Here is a 23757-nt window from a genome sequence, read left to right on the forward strand (position 1 = left end):
ATGGCAAAGGACCTGGAACGCGACCTCGGACTGCTGTCAGTGGTAGCGATATCCATCGGCGCGATGGTCGGGAGCGGCATCTTCATCTTGCCGGCGCTGGCGGTGAAAGACGCCGGGGCCGGTGTCATCGCCGCCTATCTCCTCGCCGGCGTCCTCGTGCTTCCCGCGGCGCTCAGCAAGGCCGAGATGGCGACGGCAATGCCCGAGGCCGGCGGCACGTACGTCTATATCGAGCGGTCGATGGGGCCGCTTCTGGGGACAGTCTCCGGACTCGGGACGTGGTTCTCTCTCTCGTTCAAGGGTGCGCTCGCGCTCGTCGGCGGCGTCCCGTACCTCGTGCTCCTGTTCGACCTCCCGATCCGTCCGGTCGCGATCGCGCTCGCCGTCGTTCTCGTCCTCGTCAACATCCTCGGCGCGGAACAGACCGGCCGGCTCCAGATCGGTATCGTCGCGGTGATGCTCGTGGCGATCGGCTGGTTCGTCGCCGGCGGCGGTCCGGCGGTCGATCCCGCCAGCTACGGCGGGATGTGGGACTACGGTGTCGAGGGGATATTCGCCGCGACCGGCCTGGTGTTCGTCTCCTTCGCGGGCGTGACCAAGATCGCCTCCATCGCCGAGGAGGTCGAGGACCCGGACCGCGTTATCCCGCTCGGGATGCTCGGTTCGCTCGCCTTCACCACGCTGCTGTACGTGCTCGTCGTCGCCGTCGTCGTCGGCGTCATCCCGCTCGACCAGCTCGCCGGGAGCACGACGCCGATCGCGGACGCGGCGGCGGCGACGCTCGGCACTACCGGCGTCGCGGCCGTCGTCCTCGCGGCGATTCTGGCTCTGGTCAGTACGGCCAACGCCGGCATCCTCTCCTCCTCGCGCTACCCGTTCGCCATGAGCCGCGACGGACTCGCACCCGGACTGTTCAGCACGGTCAGCGACCGATTCGGCACCCCGGTGACCGCGATCACGCTGACCGGCGGCGTGATGCTCCTCCTCATCCTCTTCGTTCCGATTCTGGAAATCGCGAAACTCGCGAGCGCGTTCAAGATACTCGTGTTCGCGCTCATCAACGTCGCGCTCATCGGTTTCCGGGAGAGCGACGCCCCGGACTACGACCCCTCTTTCGAGGTGCCGCTGTACCCGTGGACGCCGATATTCGGCACCCTGACCGGCTTCGCCCTGCTGACACAGATGGGCCTCATCGCGATGGTCGGGGCCGTCGGCATCGTCGCCGCCAGTGTCGTCTGGTATCTGGGGTACGTCCGGCCGAGAGTCACCAGAGAGGGAGCGATCAAGGGGTCCGTCCGCCGGAGCCTCGGCGACCGCGCGCTCGACCGGACCGAGGAGACGCTCGACGGGTCGGCAGAGTCCTCGGTGCTGGTCGCGCTTCCCGAGGGCGCTTCGCGGGAGAGCGAAGCGACGCTGCTGGAGATCGGAGCCGCGCTCTCGCCCGACGGCAGCCGTCTCTCCGTCGTCCAGTTCGACGAGGTCCCCGACCAGCAGCCCCTCGATTACGCCTCCGGCGTGCAGTCTTCCGACGACCTCGAATTCGAACGCCGCACCGATGCGCTGTCGGCCGACCTCGACGTCCCCGTCGAGTACGGCGAGCTCGTGAGCCACCATCCCGAACGGGCCGTCGCCAACGCGGTCGACGAGCGAGCCGTCGACATCCTCCTGGTGGAACAGGGCGCGACGTTCGAGGACTCGCTGCTGGGCGACAGTATCGAGCGCATCCGAAAGCAAGCTGACTGTGACACTATCGCCGTCGATGCCCACCCACTCGACGCGCTGGAGACGATCACCCTCGTCACGACCCGCGGCCCGTACGACCCGCTGAAGGTCCGCGTCGGCAACGCCGTGGCGACTGAGACCGGGGCCGCCCTCCGGTTCCTCTATCCGCTCGACGAGCGCCAGTCGACCGAGGAACGGGCACAACTCGAAGCGTACCACGACGACCTACTGGACCTCTGTGACGTGCCGACGGAGCGGACGTTCGTCGACCGGAACGACCTCTCGGCGGCGATCGACGCGGCTGGGAGCGACAGGGAATTGCTGGTGCACGCGAACAACGGGGGGCTTTCGGCCCGCGCATCAGACGAGGGCAGGACCGCGCAGTCGGCGATCGAGGACGGCGACCACGCGTCGATGGAGGTGCACACGAAAACGCATCCCGACGGCGTCGTCGGTCGCTTCCTCGAACGGCTGGCGTTCTAGCTATCTGACCGTCGCGGTCGCGTCCTGTGCGCCCTTCACCGTCTCGCGGACGGCGTCGACGCCCTCGTCGTGGACGAGGTCGCCGACGACGATGGTGTCGGCGTGCTGGGCCATCGCGCGGGCGGACTCGTAGTCGTGGATGCCGCCGCCGTAGAACAGCGTGGCGTCGTCGAGAATGTCGGCGGCGGCGGCGACCTTCTCGGTGTCGCCGAGCATCCCGGAGTACTCGACGTAGACGATCTCCTGACCCAGCAGGTGTTCGGCGGCCTCGGCGTAGGCGGCGACCTCGTCGGCGTCGAGGTCGCAGTTGGCCTGCGTGTAGGCGGCCACGGAGGCGTCGGGGTTCATGACGATGTAGGCCTCGGTGAAGGTGCGCGACCAGTCGATGTCGTCGTCGATGCGGATCCACTCCTTGTGCGCGCCGGTGATCCACGTCACGTCGCCGGCGTTCATCACGACGGGGATGAGGTAGCCGTCGTGGCGGTCGCTGTGGACTACGGACGCGGGGTTCGAGGGCTCGATGTAGACGGGGATGTCGTACTTGCCGCAGGCGTCGACGACCCGCTTCATCTTCTCCTCGGTCATGCCGGTCGTCCCGCCGACCTCGATGGCGTCGGTCCCCGTCGCGGCCACGTCCTCGTAGGTCTCGCCGTCGACCAGCGTCTTGTCCGGGTCGATCTTCACGATGTGGTCCCAGTCCGCCCAGTCGCTCATACCTGCCAGACTTGCGCGTGGCCGTATAACCGCTTCGGATACACCGATGTCGGCCCGCGCCGGCCTGTCGAACCGCTCTGCACGCTAACAGTCGACTATATACGTCTCCGAAGATTTATGACGGTTATGTTACAAACGTCTGACGATGATCCCTGACGGTCGACGGTACGTCCTCGCCACCATTCGGGGCGTACTCGTGCTCTCCGGTCTCGTCGTCACGGTGGCGGTCCTGTACTCCTTCGCGTCGATGCCGGCGTCGACGGCGGAGCACGGCGGCTTCGTCCGGGGACTCGCCTACCTGTTCGGGAGCGCCCTCTTCCTCCTCGCGCTCGGCGGCATCGGGCTCGGAATCGTCCTGCCGTCGCTACTGGGCACTGGCGAGAGATTCGGATTCGGCCACTGGCAGTGGCGCTGTCTCCAGGGAGCCGGCGGCCTGTTTCTCGGCGGATTCGCCGTCGGTTTGGCGATCGGACTGATCACGCAGTTGCAACTCGGCCTCCTCGTCTGGTTCGTGGCCATCGTGCTCGGGGCGTTCGCCGTCAGCGGCGTGCTGGCCTGGCGGCTGTTCGAGGTGTTCGTCGACGCGGTGGCGCGACTCGTCGCCGAGGAAGCCGCGGACTGACGGCGGGCGGCCGAAGGCTGATGCCGTCGGGCGTCCAACGGGCCGCCGTGCATAATCTGACGACGGTCGATTCGGTCCACGAGGAGGGGTCGTACCTGTTCACCGCCGACGGCCCGCACGGCGACCCGGAGGAGGTGATTCTCGTCCCCTGCGAGGACGGTGTCGAGGCCTGGATCAATCGGTGTACGCACGAGGCCCAGCGCTTCGACACCGGCCGGGGGGTCCCGATGCGGGACGACCAGCTCATCTGTCCGCGACACGGCTCGCTGTTCGACGCCTGCGAGGGCGACTGCGACAACGGCGAGGCGGCCGGCACGACGCTCCCCTCCGTCGACATCTCCGAGACGCACGGCGACGTGTACCTCACCGACGACGACTACGCGTTCGCTCACGAGGGCGGCATCGACGACGACGACGGCCCGAGTTCCACGTCGCACCTGCAACTGTGAACCGCCGACGGTGATTCCCGTTCGATCGTCGGGCTATCCGCCGGTGAGCACCTCATCAGCGCGGATACCGAGGATCACGCGCTCGGTCTCGATCGGGTTCGGGTACTCGTCTTCGCCCATGTAGCGCTTCGCCAGCGTGTCGATGTGTTCGCGTGCGCCCTCCGTCGTCACCTCGTCGACCTCGCCGGTCACGGAGAGGAACCGATAGGGGTTGTCCGGATCGGTCATGCTCACGGAGACGGTGGGGTCGGCGTCGACGTTGCGGGCCTTCCGCCGCCCGCGTTCGGTGTTGACGAGCAGCCGGTCACCGTCGTCGTCGTAGTCGATCCAGACGGGTGTCGTGTGGGGCTTTCCGTCCGGATTCATGGTCGTCACGTGCGCGAACGTCGCCTTCTCGAACAGGTCGTGAAACTCCTCGGGTATCGATGGCACGCGTCGACGCACTCTCGCCGGCCGATTAACTGTACCGCCGTCGAGAACGGCGGCGACGCGAAGCGACTCAGGCCTCCAGTTCGCCCTGCCACTCCCGGACCTGGGTGGCGCTGACGCCCTGGACCTCCGTGGCGATCACGTCGGGGTCGACGTCGCGGAGCGCGTCGAGCGAGTCCACGCCCGCGTCTTCGAGCTTCTCGGCGGTCGCCGAGCCGATGCCGTTCAGGTCTTCGAGGTCCTCGACGGCGGTCCGGGCCTGGTACTCCTCGAAGTTACAGATCGGACAGCCAAGCTCCCACGGGTCGTCGCTGTCGGGGTCGACGACGAGTTCGGGCAGGTCGTGCTCCTCGCAGACCTCGTCGGTCACCTCGATGTCGCCGTTGCGCGGCAGCGGGAGCGAGTAGTCGCAGTCCGGGTAGCGCGTACAGCCGACGAGACGGGACCCCGAGCGGAGGTGCTTGATTGCGAGTTCTCCGCCGTGCGCTTCGGCGGCTTCGCCGCCTTCGCCTCGTTGCTCCTCCGGAGCAACGCCGTCACCGCACTCTGGACACGGCCCGATCACTTCGTCCTCGCTCGCGTCGGCCTTCTCGGCCTCGCAGCGGGGACAGCCGTGGACGAAGGTGTCCCGGCCGGCGAGCATCTTCACGTGGTGCATGTCGTGGTCCTCGCAGTGGTCGTCCAGCACGAGCGGCTCGCCGGTCGACGGGAGGGGGAGCGTGTTGCGGCAGTCCGGGAACCCGTCGCAGCCGACGAAGTACGAGCCCTGTCGCGAGCGCCGAATTAGCATGTCCTCGCCGCACTCCGGACACGGGCCGACCGTCTTGTCGGCCTTCAGCGACTCCTGGAGGTGCTCGCCGATCTCCTCGCGGGAATCCCGAAGCTCATCGAAGACGCGCTTGAGCATCTCGCGGGACTCGTCGGCCACCGTGTCGAGCGTCTCCTCTCCGTTGGCGATGGCGGTCATGTCCGCTTCCAACTGGGCGGTCATCTCGTCGCTGACCACGTGGTCGGCGAACTCCTCGGCGGCCTCGACGACGGCCATCGCGAGGGTCGTCGGCCGCGGCGGGTCGCCCTCGATGTAGCCCCGGTCGTACAGCTTCTCTATGGAGTTGTGCCGCGTGGACTTCGTTCCGAGTCCCCGGTCCTCCATGGTCTGGATGAGCCGCGACTGGCCGTAGCGACGCGGCGGCTGGGTCTGCTTGTCCTCCATGCGGACTTCGGTGATCGACAGCTCCTCGCCTTCTTCCACGTCGGGGACGTGGTTCTCGCTGGCGCTGGAGTAGGGGTAGACCTCGTGGTAGCCCGCTTCGACGAGGCGCTTCCCGTTGGCCTTCAGCGAGCGACCGCCCGCTTCGGCGACGACGCGCAGGTGCTCCCAGGTCGCGGCCTCGGCCACCGTCGCGAAGAAGCGCCGGACGACCAGTTCGTAGATCTCCCACTCGTCGTCCGAGAGGTCGACCTTCGGCGGGATCTCGCCGGTCGGGTGGATCGGCGGGTGGTCGGTCGTCTCCTCGTCGCCCTCCGTGGCGGTGATCTCGTCTTGCTCCAGCAGCGATTCGGCGTCCTCGCCGAAGGAGCCGGCCCCGACGAACTCGTCGAGGAGCTCCTCCTCGTCCAGGTCCTCGGGATAGACCGTGTTGTCCGTGCGCGGGTAGGTCATGTACCCGGCGGTGTAGAGCTCCTCGGCGATGGACATCGCGCGCTGGGCGGAGTAGCCGAGCGACCCGGCCGCCGAGATGAAGGCGGTGGTGTTGAACGGCGTCGGCGGACTGTCGGTGCGGGTCCGGCGGCGGACGCTCGTCACCGTCGCCGCGTCGACGCTCCGCAGGTCGGCGTAGGCGGCCTCGGCGTCGCCCTCGTCCCAGACGCGCTCGGCCTCTTTCCCGTCGTCGTCGTAGAAGTACTGGGCCTCGAAGCCCGAGCCGTTCTTCTGCAGGTCCGCGAAGATCTCCCAGTAGTCCTCGGGGTCGAACGCCTGGATCTCTCGCTCGCGGTCGACGATGAGCTTCAGGGTCGGCGACTGGACCCGGCCGACCGAGATGAAGTCGTCGCCCAGTTGGCGCGCGGACAGCGAGAGGAAGCGGGTCAGCGCCGCGCCCCAGACCAGGTCGATGATCTGGCGCGCCTCGCCCGCGGCCGCGAGGTCGAAGTCGATGTCGTCGGGGTTGGCGAAGGCCTCGCGGACCTCACGCTCGGTGATCGAGGAGAAGCGCACGCGGTCGACGGGCGCGTCGGTCACCTCGCGGATGAGCTCGTAGGCCTCCTTGCCGATGAGTTCGCCCTCGCGGTCGTAGTCCGTCGCGATGGTGGCCTCGTCGGCCTTCTCGGCCAACTGTTGCAGCGTCGTGACGATGTTCTCCTGGGTCGGTTCCTTGGTCACGTCTGCGTCGATGAGTTCGACCGGCTCTACGTCGCGCCAGTCGCTGTACTCCGCGGGGAAGTCGACGCCGACGACGTGCCCGGAGAGGCCGACGACGCGGGTGTCGCCCCACCGGTAGACGTTGACGCCGTTGCGTCGCTGCGCGGAGGCGCTCCCCTCCGAGAGGATCTCCGCGATCCGGCGTGCGGCGTTGTCCTTCTCGGTGATGATCAGCCTCATCAGACACCACCTGTCTCTGTCATTACGGGTCGCTACGCCGCGACACGTTCTAAAAGCTTTCGGCAAAATCGGCCGACAGCGCGGGTGTGCGAGCGCTTGCGTCACACCCGCGGGTGTACGCGCGGGCAGGAACAATCGGCCTCTCCGCTCGTCTGCGTCGCTGATGTCGAGCCGCCGCTGACGCTGACGTCGGCGACACTGCCCGTTCTGACACGTGCAACGGTACCAACCCTCGCGTACTGCAGATCGTGCACGAATAGCGCGCAGAATTTGAGCAATTCTGTTCATCTGCGCATTCAAAACTGGAAATGCTCACGGCAATAGTCGAGACGAGAACCGGACCAAATCCCCCATATATCGTGTATTGGGGTGATCTGGTCGCTTTCCTGAGCTATATCCGCAATGAACGTATTCGAGCATAATTCCACATGATTTATATACCATGGGCATATCGTGAGTATTTGTATGCAGGGAGACCACAGTCACACTCGGCGGCGGTTCATCAAAGGCGCGGGAACTATCGGCACTATCGCACTCGCGGGCTGCGGCGGCAACGCCGGTTCGGACGGCTCGGACGGGTCGGGCGGCACGGAAGGTTCCGACGGCTCTGACGGCTCCGGCGGGAGCACGGGGACCGGCTCGGAGTCGATGGCCGACAGCATCGTCTTCTACAACGCCGGGAGCCTGAAGTACGACCCCGGGACGGAGGAGAACATCACCCGGTTCGAGGAGGAGACGGGCATCTCCGTCGAGGTCAACGAGGTCCCGTGGAACAACCTCAAGACCAGCCTCACCACCATCTGGCGGAACAAGGACGCCACTGTCGACGCGTTCAACGGCCCGACGTGGTGGCTGGCCGACTTCGTCGCCTCCGACTGGCTCGAACCGCTCGAACTGAGCGACAGCCACATGTCGAACTTCCCGGAGAACCTCCGGAACCTCGTCACGCTCGACGGGAAGACGTACATGGCCCCGGAGTTCGGCAAGTGGGGAACCTACCTCTACGACGCGGCCCACTTCGAGGAACAGGGCGTCAGCGAACCGCCCCAGACCTGGGACGAGGTCGTCTCGAAGGGGAAACAGCTCAACACCGAGGACACGTCGCCGTTCGCCTTCACGTGGTCGAACAAGGACGTGTTCACGTTCAAGCAGTTCCTCTACCAGGCCGGCGGCCAGCTGTTCAACGACAGCAACGAGCCGACGTTCGTCGACGCGGGGATGGACGTGATGAACTTCTTCACCCGACTCCGCGAGAACGACCTCCTGCCCAACGGCATCTCCAGCATGGGCGAGGGCGGGGCGGGCGACACGTTCATCGCGGGCCAACTGGCGTCCGTGGAGTCCTGGACGCCGCTGGGCGCTCGCGCGCTCGACGCCGACGGCTGGGGCGCGGACCGCCTCGGCAGCGCGAAGCCCCCCGAAGGGCCGGACTCGCGCGCCACCTTCCAGGACACGAACGGCATCAGCGTCTCGGCGTTCTCGGAGAACAAGCGAGCGGCGAAGAAGTTCGCGCAGTACATGACCACGCCGGCGTCCTCGAAGACCAACATGAAGGTCGAAGGCAACCCCGCGGTCATCCCGTCGGTCTACGACGAGCCGGAGATTCAGGACCAGTACCCGTCCTGGCTGCTGGAGGACATGAAGTTCAACCTCGAACACGCCAAGAGCGAGACGTACCTCGCGCAACCGCAGGTCGACGACTACCTCTCCGAGCAGATCACGCCCGCGCTGCTGGGCGACAAGGATCCGCAGGACGCCCTCGAAACCGCCCAGAGCAACATCGAGCGGCTGTACCAGGACATCGGACTGCTCTGATCGCGGGCTGAACACACCACACCCAACTGAACTGACCATTCCACTACATGTCGACAGAAAAACAATCGCTTCGACGCACACTCGACCGGCTGTTCGTGCCGCTGACGGTCGGGCCGACGATGCTCTGGATCGCCGCCGTCATCGTCTACCCGACCCTGAAGCTGTTCTGGAGCAGCGTCTTCTGGACGAATCCCATCAACGGACAGCGGGAGTTCGTCGGGCTTCGAAACTTCCAGCGGCTCATCTTCGCCGAGGAAGGCGGCGCGTTCCTCGGACTGGCGCCGGACTTCGTCTCGATCACCTGGCACACTATCGTCTACGTCGGCCTCAGCGTGAGTATCTCGTTCGCACTGGGCCTCGGCATCGCGCTCCTGCTCGATAAGGACCTCAAGGGACGGGGCTGGTTCAGGACCGCCGTCATCGTCCCGTGGATCCTGCCGTACGTGATGAGCGGCCTGATGTGGCGCTGGATGTTCCAGTCCGAGTACGGCGCGATCAACGGCCTGCTCACCCAGTCCGGGCTTCTCTCCAGCAAGATCGCGTTCTTCTCGGACGGGACGCTGGCGATGATGGCGCTCATCATCGCGGACATCTGGGTGTTCACGCCGTTCATCATCATCATCCTGCTCGCCGGACTGCAGAACGTCCCGGAGCAGTTGTACGACGCAGCGGAAGTCGACGGCGCGGGACGGATCTCGCGGTTCGTCAACGTGACCTACCCGTTCCTGAAGCCGTCGATCCTGGTCGCGCTGACCATCCGCATCATCTTCGACATCCGCGCGCTCGACCTCGTCTGGGTGATGACCCAGGGCGGTCCGGGCAAGTCCACGGAAGTCTGGGCCTCCTGGCTCTACCGCACCGCACAGGTCTTCAACCGTCCCGGAGAGGGCGCGGCGCTCGGCGTCGTCCTGCTCGCGGTCACGTTCATGATCGTGGCCGTGCTGTACAACGTCTTCGGTGACTCCCCCTACTGACAATGAGTACGAACCAATCCACCCTCGGCCAACTGATCGCGGCGCTCGGACTCGACACCGACAACGAGTGGCCCCACGTCGTTCGCGAGCGCCTCGTCGCTTACGGACTGCTGGGCCTGTACGTCTTCGTCATCTGGTTCCCGATCTACTTCATCTTCATCACCAGCATCAAGCCGTCCGGGGCCGTCCTCGACATCCCCATCTCGTTCCTCCCGACCCAGCCGACGGTCAGCAACTACGTCGAAATCTTCCAGAACCGACCGTTCGAACTGTACACGCTCAACAGCCTCATCGTCGCTAGCACGACGACCCTCATCTGCGTCACGCTGGGGACCGTCACGGGCTACTCGTTCTCCCGGTACGACTTCGTGGGCAACAAGGCGCTGTTGCTGTCCATCGTCGGCGCGCGGATGATCCCGCCGATCGCGCTCATCGTTCCGTTCTTCACCATCATGTCGAACCCGCCGCTCATCGGCGGGCTCACGGGGAGTCTGTACGACACCCGAATCGCGCTCATCCTGACGTACACGTTCTTCAATCTCCCCTTCGCCGTCTGGATCATGAAGAACTACTTCGACGGCGTCCCCGAGTCGCTGGACGAACAGGCCCGCATCGACGGCTGTTCGCGCTGGGAGGGGTTCGTCAAGATCATCCTCCCGATGGCGAAGCCGGGCATCGCGGCCACGGCGATTCTCGCCTTCATCTTCTCGTGGAACGAGTTCGTCTTCGCGCTCGTTCTCACGTCTTCGGAGCAGGCACAGACGCTGCCCATCGCCGTCTCGCTGTTCGTCGCCGACGACTTCGTGGACTGGGCGCACCTCGCCGCCGGAGGGATGATCGCGGCACTGCCCGGCATCCTGTTCGGGCTGTTCTTCCAGCAGTACATCGTGAGCGGACTAACGCAAGGAGCGGTCAAGGAGTAATCACTATGGCACACGTAGAACTCAACGAACTCGTAAAGGAATTCGACGACGTCACGGCTGTCGACGGCATCTCGCTCGACATCCCCGACGAGAGCTTCACCGTCCTCGTCGGGCCGTCCGGCTGTGGGAAAACGACGACCCTGCGCCTCATCGCGGGGCTCGAACGGGCGACCGACGGCGAGATCCGCATCGGCGACGAGGTCGTCAACGACCAGCGCGCCTACGAGCGGGACATCGCCATGGTGTTCCAGAACTACGCGCTGTACCCGCACAAGACGGTCCGCGAGAACATGCGCTTCGGCCTCGAACAGCACGACACCGCCGAGGACATCATCCAGGACCGCGTCGCCGAGGCCGCCGAACTGCTGCAGATCGAGGAACTGCTCGAACGCCGCCCGGCGGAGCTCTCGGGCGGCCAGCAACAGCGCGTGGCGCTCGGCCGCGCCATCGTCCGCGACCCGGCCGTCTTCCTGATGGACGAGCCGCTGTCGAACCTCGACGCGAAGCTCCGCGTCCAGATGCGCGCCGAACTCAACAAGCTCCACGACGAGCTGTCGACGACGACCGTGTACGTCACCCACGATCAGGTCGAGGCGATGACGCTGGCCGATCAGATCGCCGTCATGGACAACGGCCAGATCCAGCAGGTCGGCGCGCCCACGCACGTCTACTCGAACCCGCAGAACATGTTCGTCGCCGGCTTCCTCGGATCCCCGAGCATGAACTTCCTCGAAGGCACGCTCGGGCGAGACTCCGACGGGAAACTGCAACTCGACCTCGGGACGGACACGCACGACGTGCCCGCCGAATTCGCAGACGAACTCGAGGGATACATCGGCGAGCGCGTCGTCCTCGGCATCCGACCCGAGAACATCTCGCTCAATCAGGACGGCATCGCCGCGAACGTCCACCCCGCGACCGTTCAGGTCGTCGAACCGCAGGGCGAGAAGACGGTCCTCGAACTCGACCTCGACACAGACCAGACGATCAAGGCCGCCGTCGACCCCGACACGACGGTCGAGATGGACGACAGCGTCAATCTGCGCTTCGACCGCGACTCGCTCCAGTACTTCGATCCGCAGACGGGTGAGTCCCTGACCTACGAGACGGCGTCGGAACAGAAAGTAACCGCCTGACGATGCGAGCAGAGACTGTGCATGTCCCGTCTCGCGTCTCTCTGACAGCGTTCGCCATCGCCGGCGTACTGGCGGCGATCGCGATATACAACTACGCGTCCGGGGTCTACGGTGGCGCGATCGTCAGCAGCATCGGGACGGTCGTCGCGACGCTGCTGGGGACCCTCGCCGAATAAGTCGCGGACCACACAGCCATGTGTGTCACAAACAATATAAATACCGAAATAGAAACCGTGCAATATATCTCTGAGACTTCCACTGGCCGCCGAACGCCCGTCTCCGCTCGACGCCATGGACGCCGACTCCACGAGTGACCAGAATGAAACGAATAACTACTAATTTACGTCCCACGCCTGTACGTGGACGTAGACCACAGACTCGCTTGCCCGGGTTTGACACGTGACTATGTTGCCTGACAAACGTCGGAAGGAGATCGTGCGGAAAGTCAACGAGTCAGATCGGGTGACGGTCGAGGAACTCACGGAGGCGTTCGGGGTCTCGGGGGCGACGATCCGGCGTGACCTCGCTTCGCTGGCCGAAGACGGGCTTATCGAGCGGTTCCACGGCGGTGCGCTACCGGCGCCGGACCACAACGGGAGTGAGGGACGGGTCCAGGACGACGTGAAGAACCCGAGCGGGAAGCAGGCCATCGCCGAGCGGGCGGTCGAGGAACTCGAAGACGGCGACGCGGTCTTCTTCGACACGGGCCAGACCGCGATGGAGGTGGCGAAGGCGATTCCCGACTCCGTGTCCCTCCTCGTGGCGACGAACTCCCCGGAGACCGCCTTCGAGCTCAGGGAGTCCTGCGGCGAGGTGAAAGTCGTCGGCGACTCGCTGCGGCCCACCTCGGACGCGCTCGTCGGACCCAGCGGCGAGTCCTACCTCAAGAAGACGAACTTCGACCTCGTCTTTCTGGAGACCGACGCCATCCACGACGACGGCAGCCTCTCCGTGTCCAACGAGGACGAGGCGCGCATCAAGTCGCTGCTCGTCGACGGCGGTCACCGCGTCATCCTCGTCGCCGACGGGAGCAAGCTCGGGAAGCAGAGCTTCCGCGAGTTCGCCACCATCGACGACATCGACATCTTCATCACCGACGTGGCGCTCGACGAGGAGATGCGAGACGTGTTCGAACGGGCCGACGTGCGCATGATCGACAACCAACTCGTCGTGAGCTGACGCCGCTCGCCGTCCGGACCGTCGACTTCGACGCACTCTTGTCGCCGATGGCCGAACACCGTGTATGGACCGCCGGACCAGCAAAGTCCTTCGTGGCGTCGCCGCGGCGCTCGTGTTCGCGACGGCCGCGTTTCACCTCTGGTGGGGTCTCCCGCGGAGCATCATCTACGCGCAGGCGATGGACGGACTCCTCGGTCAGGGACTGCCGCCGGACCCGCGTCCGTTCCTGTTCGTCGCCTTCGCCGCGCTGTTGCTGGCCGGCCCGTACCTCGTGACCCGTGGCGTCGTCGGCCTCCGGAACGCCTACCTCGCCGGCATGCTCCTCATGGTCGCGTCCATCGCCGCGTGGGTGTTCTGGCACGCCACCGGCCACGGCGCGTTCCTCGTCGACGGCTTCTCCGCCCCCTCCTCGGGCGGTAGCGGCCACCACAACGGAGGCAGCACCGTCCTGCTGATACTGGACCACTTCAACACCGAACCGGTGGAGTCGGCGATCAAGACCATCGAGGCCGTCGCGGCCGCGATATTCGTCACGCTGCTGTGGAGAGACCCCGCGATACTCCCGGCCGAACGCCGGGACCGCGCGGAGTCGAACGCGTCCAGCGATTCGTAGCTCGCCCTCTTACCCGTCCAGTTCCTCGCGCAGCAGTCCGTTCACGTCACCCCACCTTTTTCGACCTCGGGTGCGCTCCCGTCGGTCGCGCACCACTCGTCGAAAAATCTGGACCAAAACGCGCTCGTTCGCTCGCCCCGCTCGCTCACGACCGTGAACCGTGGCCGACGGCCACGGATGCTACCCGTCCAGCTCCTCGCGCAGCAGTCCGTTCACGTCGCCGGGGTCGGCGCTCCCGCCGGTCTTGCTGCCACCTTTTTACTCGTTGGGTTCGCTCGCTGCGCTCGCGAACCGCGCCTCGAAAAACGTGGGCGAAAATGCCGCTCACTCCCGACGGTCGTTCGCGGTCAGTTTAGCTCTTCTCGCAGCAGCCCGTTCACGTCGCCGGGGTCGGCGCTCCCACCGGTCTTCTGCATGACCTGGCCCACGAGGAAGTTGAGCGCGCCGTCCTCGCCGGCGTGATAGTCGGAGACCGCGTCGGGGTTCTCGTCGATAGCGGCTTCGACGGCCTGCTGCACCTCGTCGCCGGAGGTCTTGCCGAGGCCCTCGCGGTCGACGATGGCGTCGGGGTCGTCGCCTGTGTCGAGCATCTCCCGCAGGACCGTCTCGTGGGCGTTCTTGGCGGTGATCTCGTCCTCAGCGACGAGTTCGACCAGGCGCGTCACCTCGTCGAAGCGGTCGTCCAGGTCGGTGATTTCCATGTCGCGGTAGTTCAGTTCGCCCAGTAGGTTGTCGGCGACCCACGTGGCCGCGAGGTCGGCGTCGAAGCGCTCGGCGACGCTCTCGAAGAAGTCGGCGACCTGCTTCGTGCTGGTGAGCTTCGACGCCGCTTCCTCGCTCAGGCCGTACTCGGCGACGAAGCGCTCGCGGCGGGCGTCGGGCAGTTCCGGGATGGGGACCTCGTCTTTCCAGTGGCTGACCCGCAGCGGGGGCAGGTCGGCCTCCCGGAAGTAGCGGTAGTCCTTCTCCTCCTCCTTCGAGCGCATCGACACCGTGTTGCCGTGGGTCTCGTTGAAGTGGCGGGTCTCCTGCGCGACGGCGCGGCCCGACTGGATGAGCTTGCGCTGGCGCGAGGCCTCGAAGGCGAGGGCCTGCTCGGCCCCCTTGTGGCTGGAGATGTTCTTGACCTCGGTTCGGTTGGCGTCTTCGAGCACCGCGTCGTCGATGTCGCCGCCCTCGCCCACCTCGTCGGCGTCGACCATCGAGAGGTTCGCGTCGATGCGGAGGCTGCCGTCCCGGGTCGCGTCGAAGACGCCGAGGTACTCGAGGACTTCTTCGAGCTTTTCGAGGAAGGCGCGGACCTCGCCCGGCGCGCGGAAGTCCGGTTCGGTGACGATCTCCATCAGGGGCGTGCCGGCGCGGTTGTAGTCGACGAGCGTGTAGTCCGCGCGCTCGATGGAGCAGGTCCGGGACTCCAGCGGGCCGGTCCCTTCACGGACGTGCTTGATGGAGCCGGGGTCCTCTTCGAGGTGCGCCCGTCGGATATCGACGCTCCGGCGCTCGCTCTCGACGGCGAACTCCAGTTCGCCGTCCTGGCAGATGGGCGAGTCGTACTGCGTGATCTGGAAGTTCTTCGGGAGGTCGGGGTAGTAGTAGTTCTTCCGGTGGAACGTCGTTTCTTCGGGGATGTCGGCGTCGATGGCCTTGCCGACCTTCACCGCCGCCTCGACGGCCCCCTCGTTGACCACGGGGAGCGCGCCGGGCAGGCCGAGACACACCGGGCACGTGTGGGTGTTGGGCTCGGCGTCGGCGACGTCGGTCGAACAGCCACAGAAGATCTTCGTCTCCGTCTCGAGCTGGACGTGGACCTCCAGCCCGATGACGGCCGCGAGGTCGCGGGACTCGGACGCTTGTGCGGTCATTGTCCGGGGTTCGGTGGCGCGTGGCTAAAGGCTAACGACCCGTCAGAGACGGGTCAGCCGACGTGCCCGCCGGCGGTCGCTTCCAGTCAGCGAGTGCGAACGTATCAGCCGTAGTGCCAATGTCTGACGTAGGTATAAGTGTCCAGACCGGCTGGGTAACGGGTATGTGCGGCAATCGCGTCGAGGAACTCGAAACGCGCGTCAGAGAACTGGAAGCGTCGGTCGAGGGGCTGACCGACGAACTGGTCGAGTGCAAGGTCCGCATCCGTGAACTGGAGAGCGCCGTCGACGAAGACAGCGGGTTCGAGGCCGACTCCGCCGATTCGTCCGACGACGAGATCGTCACCCCGAACGAGGCCGACACACCTAACACCGAGGATACCGAGGAATCGGATAACAGGGAGGAAGCCGAGGCCGAGTCGGAGACCGAGTCCGAAGAGGAGTCGGGGTCCGACATCATCGTCGCGTAGGCCGTCGGTCACACCACCGCATGCACATCAAAGAGCTCGTCCTCGACAACTTCAAGAGCTTCGGGCGGAAGACCCGAATCCCGTTCTACGAAGATTTCACTACCATCAGCGGCCCGAACGGCTCGGGCAAGTCGAACATCATCGACGCCGTGCTCTTCGCGCTGGGACTGGCTCGAACCTCCGGCATCCGCGCCGAGAAGCTGACCGATCTCATCTACAACCCCGGCCACGCCGACGAGGAGACCGACTACGACGGCGAGCGCCAGGCCAGCGTCGAGGTGATTCTCGCCAACGAAGACCGGACGCTCGAACGGTCGCAGGTCGTCAACGCCGCCGGCACGGAGGACGTGGGCGACGTGGACGAGATCGCCATCAAGCGCCGCGTCAAGGAGACCGAGGACAACTACTACTCCTACTACTACATCAACGGCCGCTCGGTCAACCTCTCGGACATTCAGGACCTGCTCGCTCAGGCCGGCGTCACGCCGGAGGGCTACAACGTCGTCATGCAGGGCGACGTGACCGAGATCATCAACATGACGGCCGGCTCTCGCCGGGAGATCATCGACGAGATCGCCGGCGTCGCTCAGTTCGACGCGAAGAAGGCCGACGCCTTCGACGAACTGGAGGTCGTCCAGGACCGCATCGACGAGGCCGAACTCCGCATCGAGGAGAAACGAGAGCGGCTCGACCAACTGGAAGACGAGCGCGAGACGGCCCTGCAGTACCAGGAACTGCGCGACGAGAAAGAAGAGTACGAGGGCTACCGGAAGGCCGCCGAACTCGAAGACAAACGGGACGAACTGACGGCGGTCGAGGAAACGATCGACGACCTCGAAGACGAACTCACCGAACTCCAGACCGAACTGGACGAGCGACAGGGGAAGGTCATCCGACTCGAAGACGAGCTCCACGGGCTCAATCAGGAGATCGAGCGCAAGGGCGAGGACGAACAGCTCGCCATCAAGCGCGATATCGAGGAGATCAAAGGCGACATCTCGCGGCTCGAAGACAAGATCGAGTCGGCCGAGGAGGCGGTCGAGAGCGCCGAGAACGAGCGCCGGCAGGCGTTCGTCCAGATCGACCGCAAGCAGGAGACCATCGACGACCTGGAGAGCGACATCCGCGAGACGAAGGTCGCGAAGTCGAACGTCAAGGCCGACATCGCCGAGAAGGAGTCCGAACTCGCCGAGGTCCAGCAGCGCATCGACGAGGTCGGCGAGGAGTTCCAGGAGGTCAAGGACGAACTCGAAGCGAAGCGCTCGACGCTGGAGACGCTCAAGAGCGAGAAGAACGACCTCCAGCGCGAGCAGGACCGACTGCTCGACGAGGCCCGACGGCGCTCGAACGCCGAGGACGAGAAGCGCGCGGCCATCGAGGAGGCCGAGGCGCAGATCCCCGACCTCGAAGCCGAGATCGACGACCTGCAGACGGAACTGGAGAAAGCCGAGAAGAACAAGGCGACCATCGCCGACGTGGTCGACGATCTGCGCGCCGAGAAACGGGAACTCCAGTCGGACCTCGACGACCTCGAAGACGAGATCAGCGCGAAGCAACAGGAGTACGCCCAACTGGAGGCGAAGGCCGGCGAAGACGGCGACTCCTCGTACGGCCGCGCGGTGACGGCCATCCTCAACGCCGGCCGGGACGGCGTCCACGGCACGGTCGGCCAACTGGGCGGCGTCGACCCCGAGTACGCCACGGCCTGTGAGACGGCGGCCGGCGGGCGACTCACCCACGTCGTGGTCGACGACGACGGCGTCGGTCAGCGCTGTATCGAGTACCTCAAATCGCGCAACGCCGGCCGGGCGACGTTCCTGCCGATCACGCAGATGCAGAACCGCTCGCTCCCGTCGCTGCCGAACGTTGACGGCGTCGTCGACTTCGCGTACAACCTCGTCGACTTCGACCCCGAGTACGCGGGCGTGTTCTCTTACGTCCTCGGCGACACGGTCGTCGTCGACAGCATGGATACCGCCCGCGACCTGATGGGCGACTACCGGATGGTGACGCTCGACGGCGACCTCGTCGAGAAGTCCGGCGCGATGACCGGCGGCTCCTCTTCGGGGACGCGGTTCTCCTTCTCCGGTGGAGCAGGGAAGCTCGAACGCGTCGCAAAGCGCATCAACGAACTCGAAGACGAGCGGGCCGACGTGCGCGACGACCTCCGAGACGTGGAGGAGCGCCTCGACGACGCCCGCGACCGCGAGTCCGACGCGACCGAGCAACTCCGCGATATCGAGGCCAGTATCGAGCGGAAAGAGGAGACCCTTCAGGACACGCGCGACAGCATCGAGCAACTGGAGGCCGACCTCGAAGAGATCGCGGCCGAGCGCGAGGACGTGGCCGACCAGATGGACGAACTGGAGGCCGATATCGAGGACAAGACCGCTGAGATCGAGTCCCTCCAGTCCGACATCGACGAGCTCGAATCGGAGGTCGCCGACTCCGCGCTCCCGGACCTGACCGACCGGCGCGAAGCCATCAAGGACGACGTCGACGCGCTCGAAGACCGGCAGGACGACCTCGACGCCGAGCTCAACGAGTACCAACTGGAGAAGCAGTACGCCGAGGAGGCCATCGAGGACCTCCACGACGACATCGAGGCCGCACAGAACCGCAAGGCCGAACACGAGGAACGCATCGACGACCTCGAAGCGGAGATCGAGGAGAAGCGAGAGCTGAAAGCCGAGAAGGAACAGGCCGTCGCGGACCTCGAGGACGAACTGGCCGATCTCAAAGCGGAGCGAGAGGAACTGCGAGAGACCCTCCAGGACGCGAAGGAGGCCCGCGACGAACAGCAGGCCGCCGTCTCCGAGGTCGAGCGAGACCTCGAAGGCGAGCGCGAGGAGCGCGAGCGCCTCGAGTGGGAGATCGACGAACTCGAAGCGCAGGTCGGTGACTACGACCCCGACGACGTGCCGGACCACGAGACCGTCGAGCGCGAGATCGAGCGGCTGGCGAGCGAGATGGAGAAGCTGGAGCCGGTCAACATGCGCGCCATCGAAGAGTACGACCGGGTGGCCGACGACCTCGAGGAACTGGAGGAGAAGAAGGCCACGCTCGTCGAGGAGGCCGACGGCATCAGAGAGCGGATCGACACCTACGAGGCGCGCAAGAAGGAGACGTTCATGGAGTCGTTCACCGAGATCAACGAGCAGTTCGAGGACATCTTCGAACGGCTCTCGAACGGCACCGGCCACCTCCACCTGGAGGACGAGGAAGACCCCTTCGAAGGCGGGCTGACGATGAAGGCCCAGCCGGGCGACAAGCCCATCCAGCGGCTGAACGCGATGTCCGGCGGCGAGAAGTCGCTGACCGCGCTGGCGTTCATCTTCGCCATCCAGCGTCACAACCCCGCGCCGTTCTACGCGCTGGACGAGGTCGACGCGTTCCTCGACGCGGCCAACGCCGACCTCGTCGGCGAGATGGTCGACGAACTCGCCGGCGACGCCCAGTTCGTCGTCGTCTCGCACCGCTCGGCCCTGCTGGAGCGCTCCGAGCGCGCCATCGGGGTGATGATGCAGGGCGACAACGTCTCGGCCGTCACCGGCATCGACCTCTCGGGTGACGGAGCGGACGACGGCGACGAGGAGGTGCCGGCGGATGACTGACGACGACATCCCGCTGAACATCACCGGACACGAGGACCGCGAGCCGCCCGAGGGGGCGTCGTCGCTTCTCGGCGGTGCGGAGCAGTCGGACTCCGAGGCAGACTCCGACGAGGACGAAGCGACCGACGACGTCGAACCGGTAGAGGTCCTCGTGCAGTTGGCCGACGACGGTGAGATCGATCCGTGGGACATCGACGTGGTTCGGGTCACCGACAAGTTCCTCACGCGCATCGACGACGCGGACCTCCGGACCTCCGGCCGGGCGCTGTTCTACGCGAGCGTCCTGATCCGGATGAAGAGCGACGCGATGCTCGGCGAGGACGACGCCGAGGAGGACCCCGCCGAGCCGTGGGAGCAGGCGATGACCGAGGACGCGCCCATCGAGCAGCCGGACCCGTTCTCGGCGCTGGAGTCAGAGATGGATCGGCGGCTCGAACGCCGCCGCGCCCGCGGGATGCCACAGACGCTCGACGAACTGGTTCGCGACCTCCGGGACGCCGAGCGGGACTCGTGGTGGAAGGAGTCCCGCGAGTACGACACCAGCGACTCTCCGAGCGGCTTCCAGCGCGGGACACAGGAACTGGACTACCGCGGGGCCGACGACTTTCGGATGGACGACGAGCCGACCGCGGCCGACGTGACCGGCACGGCCCACGCCGAGAACATCGATGACATCATCGATGACGTCCACGACGCCGTGCGCGAACACTACGACCAGGGACGCGACGAAGTGCTGTACCGCGAGGTCGAGACGGCCGGCGGGACGCGCGTCGAGACGTTTCTCGGACTGCTTTTCCTGGCCCACCGCGGCCAGGTTCGCCTCCAGCAGGACGACCTGTTCGGCGACCTCTGGATTCAGGACCCGAACACGGCGACCGGGTCGGGCGAGGCCGTCGCGGACTGAGCCGGCGGGCGGCGAGGTCGTGGAGGCGGGACGCTTACGGTTCTGTGGACCCAAGTCCGGCGCGTGCAGTACGACGACCTCTCGAAGGGAGTCGCAGCGGTGTTCGCCGTCCTGACGGTCGTCCTCACAGCGATCGGTGTCGTCGTCAATCCGGCCGTGCTCTTCCTGGCGCTGATGTTCGGCGTCTCGACGTACGTCATGTACTACCACCTCAGCGGCAAGATGGCCGCGAGTCTCTACGAACGGGTGGAACGCCGCGCCGCGCAGAACACCGGCGGCGCTCGCCGAGGTGGGTTCGGGGCCGGGCCGCGCGAGGAGTGGGAGCCGCCGCGTGACGGCCGAACCGCACGCGGTACGCGCCGCGCTCGCGAGTCCCAACAGCGCGGCCGTCAGTCGACGCGGCGACGGCAACAGCGTCAAGGGAAGCAACGACGTCGCCGACAGCGGGTCCAGGCGGCCGACGGGCCCAGCCCCACAGAGGCCTATCGGACGCTCGGGCTCGACCCGGACGCGGACCAGGGCGCGATCAAGCGGGCCTACCGGGAGAAGGTCAAGGAGGTCCACCCCGATACCGACAGCGGGAGCGAGGCCGAGTTCAAGCAGGTGAAGGCGGCCTACGAGCGACTGTCGGACGACTGACCGCAATCCACATATCCGGCCGACCGGAGTGAGAGACATGGACAGCGACGTGCCGCCGCTCGTCGTCGATATAGACGGGACATTGACTGACGAGTCACGAGCGCTCGACCCCCGTGTCGTCCCCGTACTTCGGGAGTGGCCCGAACGGGTCGTCGTCGCGACCGGAAAGGCGATGCCCTTCCCTATCGCCCTCTGTGAGTTCCTCGGTATCGAACGGACCGTCGTCGCAGAGAACGGCGGCGTCGTGTTCGTCGAGGCGACCGACGAACTCAGGCTGGAAGGGGACTACGAAGCCGCCGTCGCGGTCGCCGAGGCGTACCGCGACCTCGGATACGATTTCGGGTTCGGAGAGATCGACCTGGCGAACCGCTGGCGCGAGACGGAACTGGTCGTGAGTCTCGACCGGCCCCTGGAACCGCTGGAGGAACTGGCGGCCGCGAAGGGGCTGGTGGTCCTCGACACCGGATTCGCCTATCACGTCACGGACCCGGTCGTCGACAAGGGGACCGGTCTGGAGGCGGTCTGCGAGGAACTGACGCTCGACCCTGGCGACTTCCTCGCGGTCGGCGACTCCGTCAACGACGCGCAGATGTTCGATCTCGCCGGCGAGGCAGTCGCCGTCGCGAACGCCGACGAGACCGCTCGCGACCGTGCGGACCGTGTGACAGACGCGTCCTTCGCCGACGGGTTCCTCGAAGCCGTCGCACCGTACCGGGCCTGAATCGCGTTCGGGTCGCTCGTCGCGCTTGTGTCTGGCGAACAGGCGACACCGCCGGCCTTTCCTTCCACGCGGGATGGCGTCGCACGACCGCGGGTCCCGCGTGGCCGCTCAGTCCATCGGTCGTTCTGGACTCGGCTTCGGTCAAGAACCCTCTCACGAGCGTTATTGTGAGAGAGACACTCAGCCATCGGCCACAGGACCGCTCAGGAGCCGAAAATCCGGGGAAGGCTTTTATCTCCGCCACCGTTACGGAGTGACATGAGCCCCGACCGGGCCGTCCTCCGGCGCGCGCTCGAGCGCGGCGAGCGGGAGGGCGGCAGCGTCGAGTTCAAGGAACGGCTCACCGAGAACCTCCACCTGTCCGAGGGGCGACTCGAATCGCTCGCGGCGCAGTTGCGCCACCGCGTCCTCTCCGGCGACGGGGAGGCGACCTACGTCGTCGGCGTCACCGACGACGGCGGCCTCGCCGGCATCTCGCCGGCCGAGTTCTCCGAGTCGATGGACGTGCTGAGCCTGCTCGCCGACGAGGCGAACGCTCACATCGAGGACGTGAAGACGTGGGGCGTCGACGGCGTCGGGGGCGACGGCGCGGCCGACGGCATCGTCGGCGTCGCGACCGTCACCGAGGGATCGGTCCTCGCGGACGACGACCACATCGTCGTCGGGACCGCCGGCCACGTCGACCACGGGAAATCGACGCTCGTCGGGTCGCTCGTCACGGGCGACGCGGACGACGGCCAGGGCGGGACTCGCGGCTTCCTGGACGTACAGCCACACGAGGTCGAGCGTGGGCTGTCGGCGGACCTCTCCTACGGCGTCTACGGCTTCGACGACGACGGGGAGCCGATTCGGATGGACAACCCACACCGGAAAGACGACCGCGCACGCGTCGTCGAGGAGTCCGACCGCCTCGTCTCGTTCGTCGACACCGTCGGCCACGAGCCGTGGCTCCGGACGACGATCCGCGGCCTGGTCGGGCAGAAACTGGACTACGGACTGTTGACCGTCGCGGCCGACGACGGCGTGACCGAGACCACGCGCGAACACCTCGGCATCCTGCTTGCGACGGACCTCCCGACGGTCGTCGCGATAACGAAGATCGATCTGGTCGACGAGCAGCGCGTTGCCGACGTGGAACGCTCCGTCGAGCGGGCGCTGCGAGAGGTCGACAAGACGCCGCTGCGGGTCGAGCGCCACGGCGTCCGGACGGCGATCGACGAGATCTCGGAGACCGTCGTTCCCGTCATCACCACGAGCGCAGTCACCCAGGAAGGTCTCGGTGACCTCGACGCCATGTTCGAGGCGCTGCCGAAGACCGCCGGCGAGGTCGGCGACTTCCGGATGTACGTCGACCGGACCTACAACGTCCAGGGCGTCGGTGCGGTCGCGTCGGGGACGATCAAGTCGGGCGAGGTCGAGGCCGGCGACGAACTGCTGATCGGGCCGATGCAGGACGGGAGCCTCCGTCCGGTCGAGGTCCGTTCGATCGAGATGCACTACCATCGCGTCGACGAGGCCAAGGCCGGTCGAATCGTCGGAATCGCGCTCAAGGGCGTCCGAGAAGCGGATATCGAACGCGGGATGGTCCTGCTCCCGCGCGACGCCGACCCCACGCCGGTCCGGGAGTTCGAGGCCGAGGTGATGGTGTTGAATCACCCGACGCGCATCGGCGACGGCTACGAACCGGTCGTCCACCTCGAGACGGTCAGCGAGGCCGCGGTGTTCCACCCCGAGGGCGGACAGCTGCTGCCGGGCGACGCCGGCGAGACGACGGTCCGGTTCAAGTTCCGCTCCTATCTCGTCGAGGAGGGCCAGAAGTTCGTCTTCCGTGAGGGCCGCTCGAAGGGCGTCGGAACGGTGACCGACATCACCCCGGCGGAGTAACG

20 protein-coding genes are annotated in these 23757 nt (G+C 66.3%); 16 read left to right on the forward strand and 4 right to left on the reverse strand.

Annotated elements, in window-relative coordinates; genetic code table 11:
* A complete protein-coding gene (locus tag GM656_RS06190; protein ID WP_162412797.1) occupies positions 1-2205 on the forward strand; it encodes an APC family permease in 2205 nt (734 codons plus the stop codon).
* Here GM656_RS06190 and GM656_RS06195 read toward each other — a convergent pair whose 3' ends face one another.
* A complete protein-coding gene (locus GM656_RS06195) occupies positions 2206-2919 on the reverse strand; it encodes a phosphoglycerol geranylgeranyltransferase (protein ID WP_162412798.1) in 714 nt (237 codons plus the stop codon).
* Positions 2920-3064: 145 nt separating this feature from the next.
* Here GM656_RS06195 and GM656_RS06200 point away from each other — a divergent pair, with 145 nt between their 5' ends.
* A complete protein-coding gene (locus GM656_RS06200; RefSeq protein ID WP_162412799.1) occupies positions 3065-3541 on the forward strand; it encodes a hypothetical protein in 477 nt (158 codons plus the stop codon).
* A gap of 47 nt (positions 3542-3588) precedes the next feature.
* Positions 3589-3990 (forward strand): Rieske (2Fe-2S) protein, encoded by a 402-nt coding sequence (locus tag GM656_RS06205; protein ID WP_162412800.1) that lies wholly within the window; start codon positions 3589-3591, stop codon positions 3988-3990.
* A gap of 33 nt (positions 3991-4023) precedes the next feature.
* On the opposite strand, the gene GM656_RS06210 is transcribed toward GM656_RS06205, so the two are convergent.
* Together GM656_RS06210 and GM656_RS06215 are read right to left on the reverse strand one after the other, a co-directional pair.
* Positions 4024-4422 (reverse strand): PPOX class F420-dependent oxidoreductase, encoded by a 399-nt coding sequence (locus tag GM656_RS06210; protein ID WP_162412801.1) that lies wholly within the window; start codon positions 4420-4422, stop codon positions 4024-4026.
* Positions 4423-4489: 67 nt separating this feature from the next.
* Positions 4490-7021 (reverse strand): DNA topoisomerase I, encoded by a 2532-nt coding sequence (locus tag GM656_RS06215; protein ID WP_162412802.1) that lies wholly within the window; start codon positions 7019-7021, stop codon positions 4490-4492.
* Between the two features lie 465 nt (positions 7022-7486).
* On the opposite strand from GM656_RS06215, the gene GM656_RS06220 reads away from it, so the two are divergent.
* From GM656_RS06220 to GM656_RS06250, 7 genes are all read left to right on the forward strand, one after another.
* The gene (locus tag GM656_RS06220) at positions 7487-8836 is read left to right on the forward strand and encodes a sugar ABC transporter substrate-binding protein (RefSeq protein ID WP_162412803.1); all 1350 of its coding nucleotides are present in this window, start codon (positions 7487-7489) and stop codon (positions 8834-8836) included.
* Positions 8837-8883: 47 nt separating this feature from the next.
* Positions 8884-9810 (forward strand): carbohydrate ABC transporter permease, encoded by a 927-nt coding sequence (locus GM656_RS06225; protein ID WP_162412804.1) that lies wholly within the window; start codon positions 8884-8886, stop codon positions 9808-9810.
* Positions 9811-9812: 2 nt separating this feature from the next.
* Positions 9813-10733: a carbohydrate ABC transporter permease gene (locus GM656_RS06230; RefSeq protein WP_162412805.1), complete on the forward strand. Its 921-nt coding sequence runs from the start codon at positions 9813-9815 to the stop codon at positions 10731-10733.
* 5 nt (positions 10734-10738) lie between these two features.
* Positions 10739-11869, forward strand: coding sequence for an ABC transporter ATP-binding protein (locus GM656_RS06235; RefSeq protein ID WP_162412806.1), 1131 nt, complete (start codon positions 10739-10741; stop codon positions 11867-11869).
* A gap of 17 nt (positions 11870-11886) precedes the next feature.
* Positions 11887-12045 (forward strand): hypothetical protein, encoded by a 159-nt coding sequence (locus tag GM656_RS06240; protein ID WP_162412561.1) that lies wholly within the window; start codon positions 11887-11889, stop codon positions 12043-12045.
* 229 nt (positions 12046-12274) lie between these two features.
* On the forward strand, positions 12275-13048 hold the full coding sequence (gene glpR, locus GM656_RS06245; protein ID WP_162412807.1) for an HTH-type transcriptional regulator GlpR: 774 nt from the start codon (positions 12275-12277) through the stop codon (positions 13046-13048).
* Between the two features lie 64 nt (positions 13049-13112).
* Entirely contained in the window at positions 13113-13661 is a 549-nt protein-coding gene (locus GM656_RS06250) for a hypothetical protein (RefSeq protein WP_162412808.1), read from the forward strand.
* A gap of 347 nt (positions 13662-14008) precedes the next feature.
* Here the strand turns inward: GM656_RS06250 and gatB are convergent, their stop codons facing one another.
* Entirely contained in the window at positions 14009-15523 is a 1515-nt protein-coding gene (gatB, locus tag GM656_RS06255) for an Asp-tRNA(Asn)/Glu-tRNA(Gln) amidotransferase subunit GatB (protein ID WP_162412809.1), read from the reverse strand.
* A 164-nt stretch (positions 15524-15687) separates the two neighbouring features.
* Between gatB and GM656_RS06260 the strand changes: the two genes are divergently transcribed.
* The 6 genes from GM656_RS06260 (at position 15688) to GM656_RS06285 (ending at position 23755) form a co-directional block, all read left to right on the forward strand.
* Positions 15688-15993, forward strand: a complete 306-nt coding sequence (locus tag GM656_RS06260; protein ID WP_162412810.1) for a DUF7518 family protein — start codon at positions 15688-15690, stop codon at positions 15991-15993.
* Between the two features lie 20 nt (positions 15994-16013).
* A complete protein-coding gene (gene smc / locus GM656_RS06265) occupies positions 16014-19607 on the forward strand; it encodes a chromosome segregation protein SMC (protein WP_162412811.1) in 3594 nt (1197 codons plus the stop codon).
* Positions 19561-20511: a segregation/condensation protein A gene (locus tag GM656_RS06270; RefSeq protein WP_394352094.1), complete on the forward strand. Its 951-nt coding sequence runs from the start codon at positions 19561-19563 to the stop codon at positions 20509-20511. Before smc ends, GM656_RS06270 begins: the two co-directional genes overlap by 47 nt.
* Before the next feature lie 63 nt (positions 20512-20574).
* Entirely contained in the window at positions 20575-21150 is a 576-nt protein-coding gene (locus tag GM656_RS06275; protein WP_162412813.1) for a J domain-containing protein, read from the forward strand.
* Positions 21151-21187: 37 nt separating this feature from the next.
* Positions 21188-21871 (forward strand): phosphoglycolate phosphatase, encoded by a 684-nt coding sequence (locus tag GM656_RS06280; protein WP_162412814.1) that lies wholly within the window; start codon positions 21188-21190, stop codon positions 21869-21871.
* A gap of 258 nt (positions 21872-22129) precedes the next feature.
* Positions 22130-23755, forward strand: coding sequence for a GTPBP1 family GTP-binding protein (locus GM656_RS06285; protein ID WP_162412815.1), 1626 nt, complete (start codon positions 22130-22132; stop codon positions 23753-23755).
* Positions 23756-23757: the final 2 nt, after the last annotated feature.

Origin of the sequence: Haloarcula salina, assembly GCF_010119195.1 — an archaeon.
GTDB classification, from domain to species: Archaea; Halobacteriota; Halobacteria; order Halobacteriales; family Haloarculaceae; genus Haloarcula; species Haloarcula salina.

What these genes read in the sequence shown, in the direction of transcription:
- GM656_RS06195 (WP_162412798.1), bottom strand. Translation starts at nt 2,919, where the DNA reads ATGAGCGACTGGGCGGACTGGGACCACATCGTGAAGATCGACCCGGAC.
- GM656_RS06250 (WP_162412808.1), top strand. Translation starts at nt 13,113, where the DNA reads ATGGACCGCCGGACCAGCAAAGTCCTTCGTGGCGTCGCCGCGGCGCTC.
- glpR (WP_162412807.1), top strand. Translation starts at nt 12,275, where the DNA reads ATGTTGCCTGACAAACGTCGGAAGGAGATCGTGCGGAAAGTCAACGAG.
- GM656_RS06280 (WP_162412814.1), top strand. Translation starts at nt 21,188, where the DNA reads ATGGACAGCGACGTGCCGCCGCTCGTCGTCGATATAGACGGGACATTG.
- GM656_RS06285 (WP_162412815.1), top strand. Translation starts at nt 22,130, where the DNA reads ATGAGCCCCGACCGGGCCGTCCTCCGGCGCGCGCTCGAGCGCGGCGAG.
- gatB (WP_162412809.1), bottom strand. Translation starts at nt 15,523, where the DNA reads ATGACCGCACAAGCGTCCGAGTCCCGCGACCTCGCGGCCGTCATCGGG.
- GM656_RS06190 (WP_162412797.1), top strand. Translation starts at nt 1, where the DNA reads ATGGCAAAGGACCTGGAACGCGACCTCGGACTGCTGTCAGTGGTAGCG.
- GM656_RS06235 (WP_162412806.1), top strand. Translation starts at nt 10,739, where the DNA reads ATGGCACACGTAGAACTCAACGAACTCGTAAAGGAATTCGACGACGTC.
- GM656_RS06260 (WP_162412810.1), top strand. Translation starts at nt 15,688, where the DNA reads ATGTGCGGCAATCGCGTCGAGGAACTCGAAACGCGCGTCAGAGAACTG.
- GM656_RS06230 (WP_162412805.1), top strand. Translation starts at nt 9,813, where the DNA reads ATGAGTACGAACCAATCCACCCTCGGCCAACTGATCGCGGCGCTCGGA.
- GM656_RS06200 (WP_162412799.1), top strand. Translation starts at nt 3,065, where the DNA reads ATGATCCCTGACGGTCGACGGTACGTCCTCGCCACCATTCGGGGCGTA.
- GM656_RS06215 (WP_162412802.1), bottom strand. Translation starts at nt 7,021, where the DNA reads ATGAGGCTGATCATCACCGAGAAGGACAACGCCGCACGCCGGATCGCG.
- GM656_RS06225 (WP_162412804.1), top strand. Translation starts at nt 8,884, where the DNA reads ATGTCGACAGAAAAACAATCGCTTCGACGCACACTCGACCGGCTGTTC.
- GM656_RS06220 (WP_162412803.1), top strand. Translation starts at nt 7,487, where the DNA reads ATGCAGGGAGACCACAGTCACACTCGGCGGCGGTTCATCAAAGGCGCG.
- smc (WP_162412811.1), top strand. Translation starts at nt 16,014, where the DNA reads ATGCACATCAAAGAGCTCGTCCTCGACAACTTCAAGAGCTTCGGGCGG.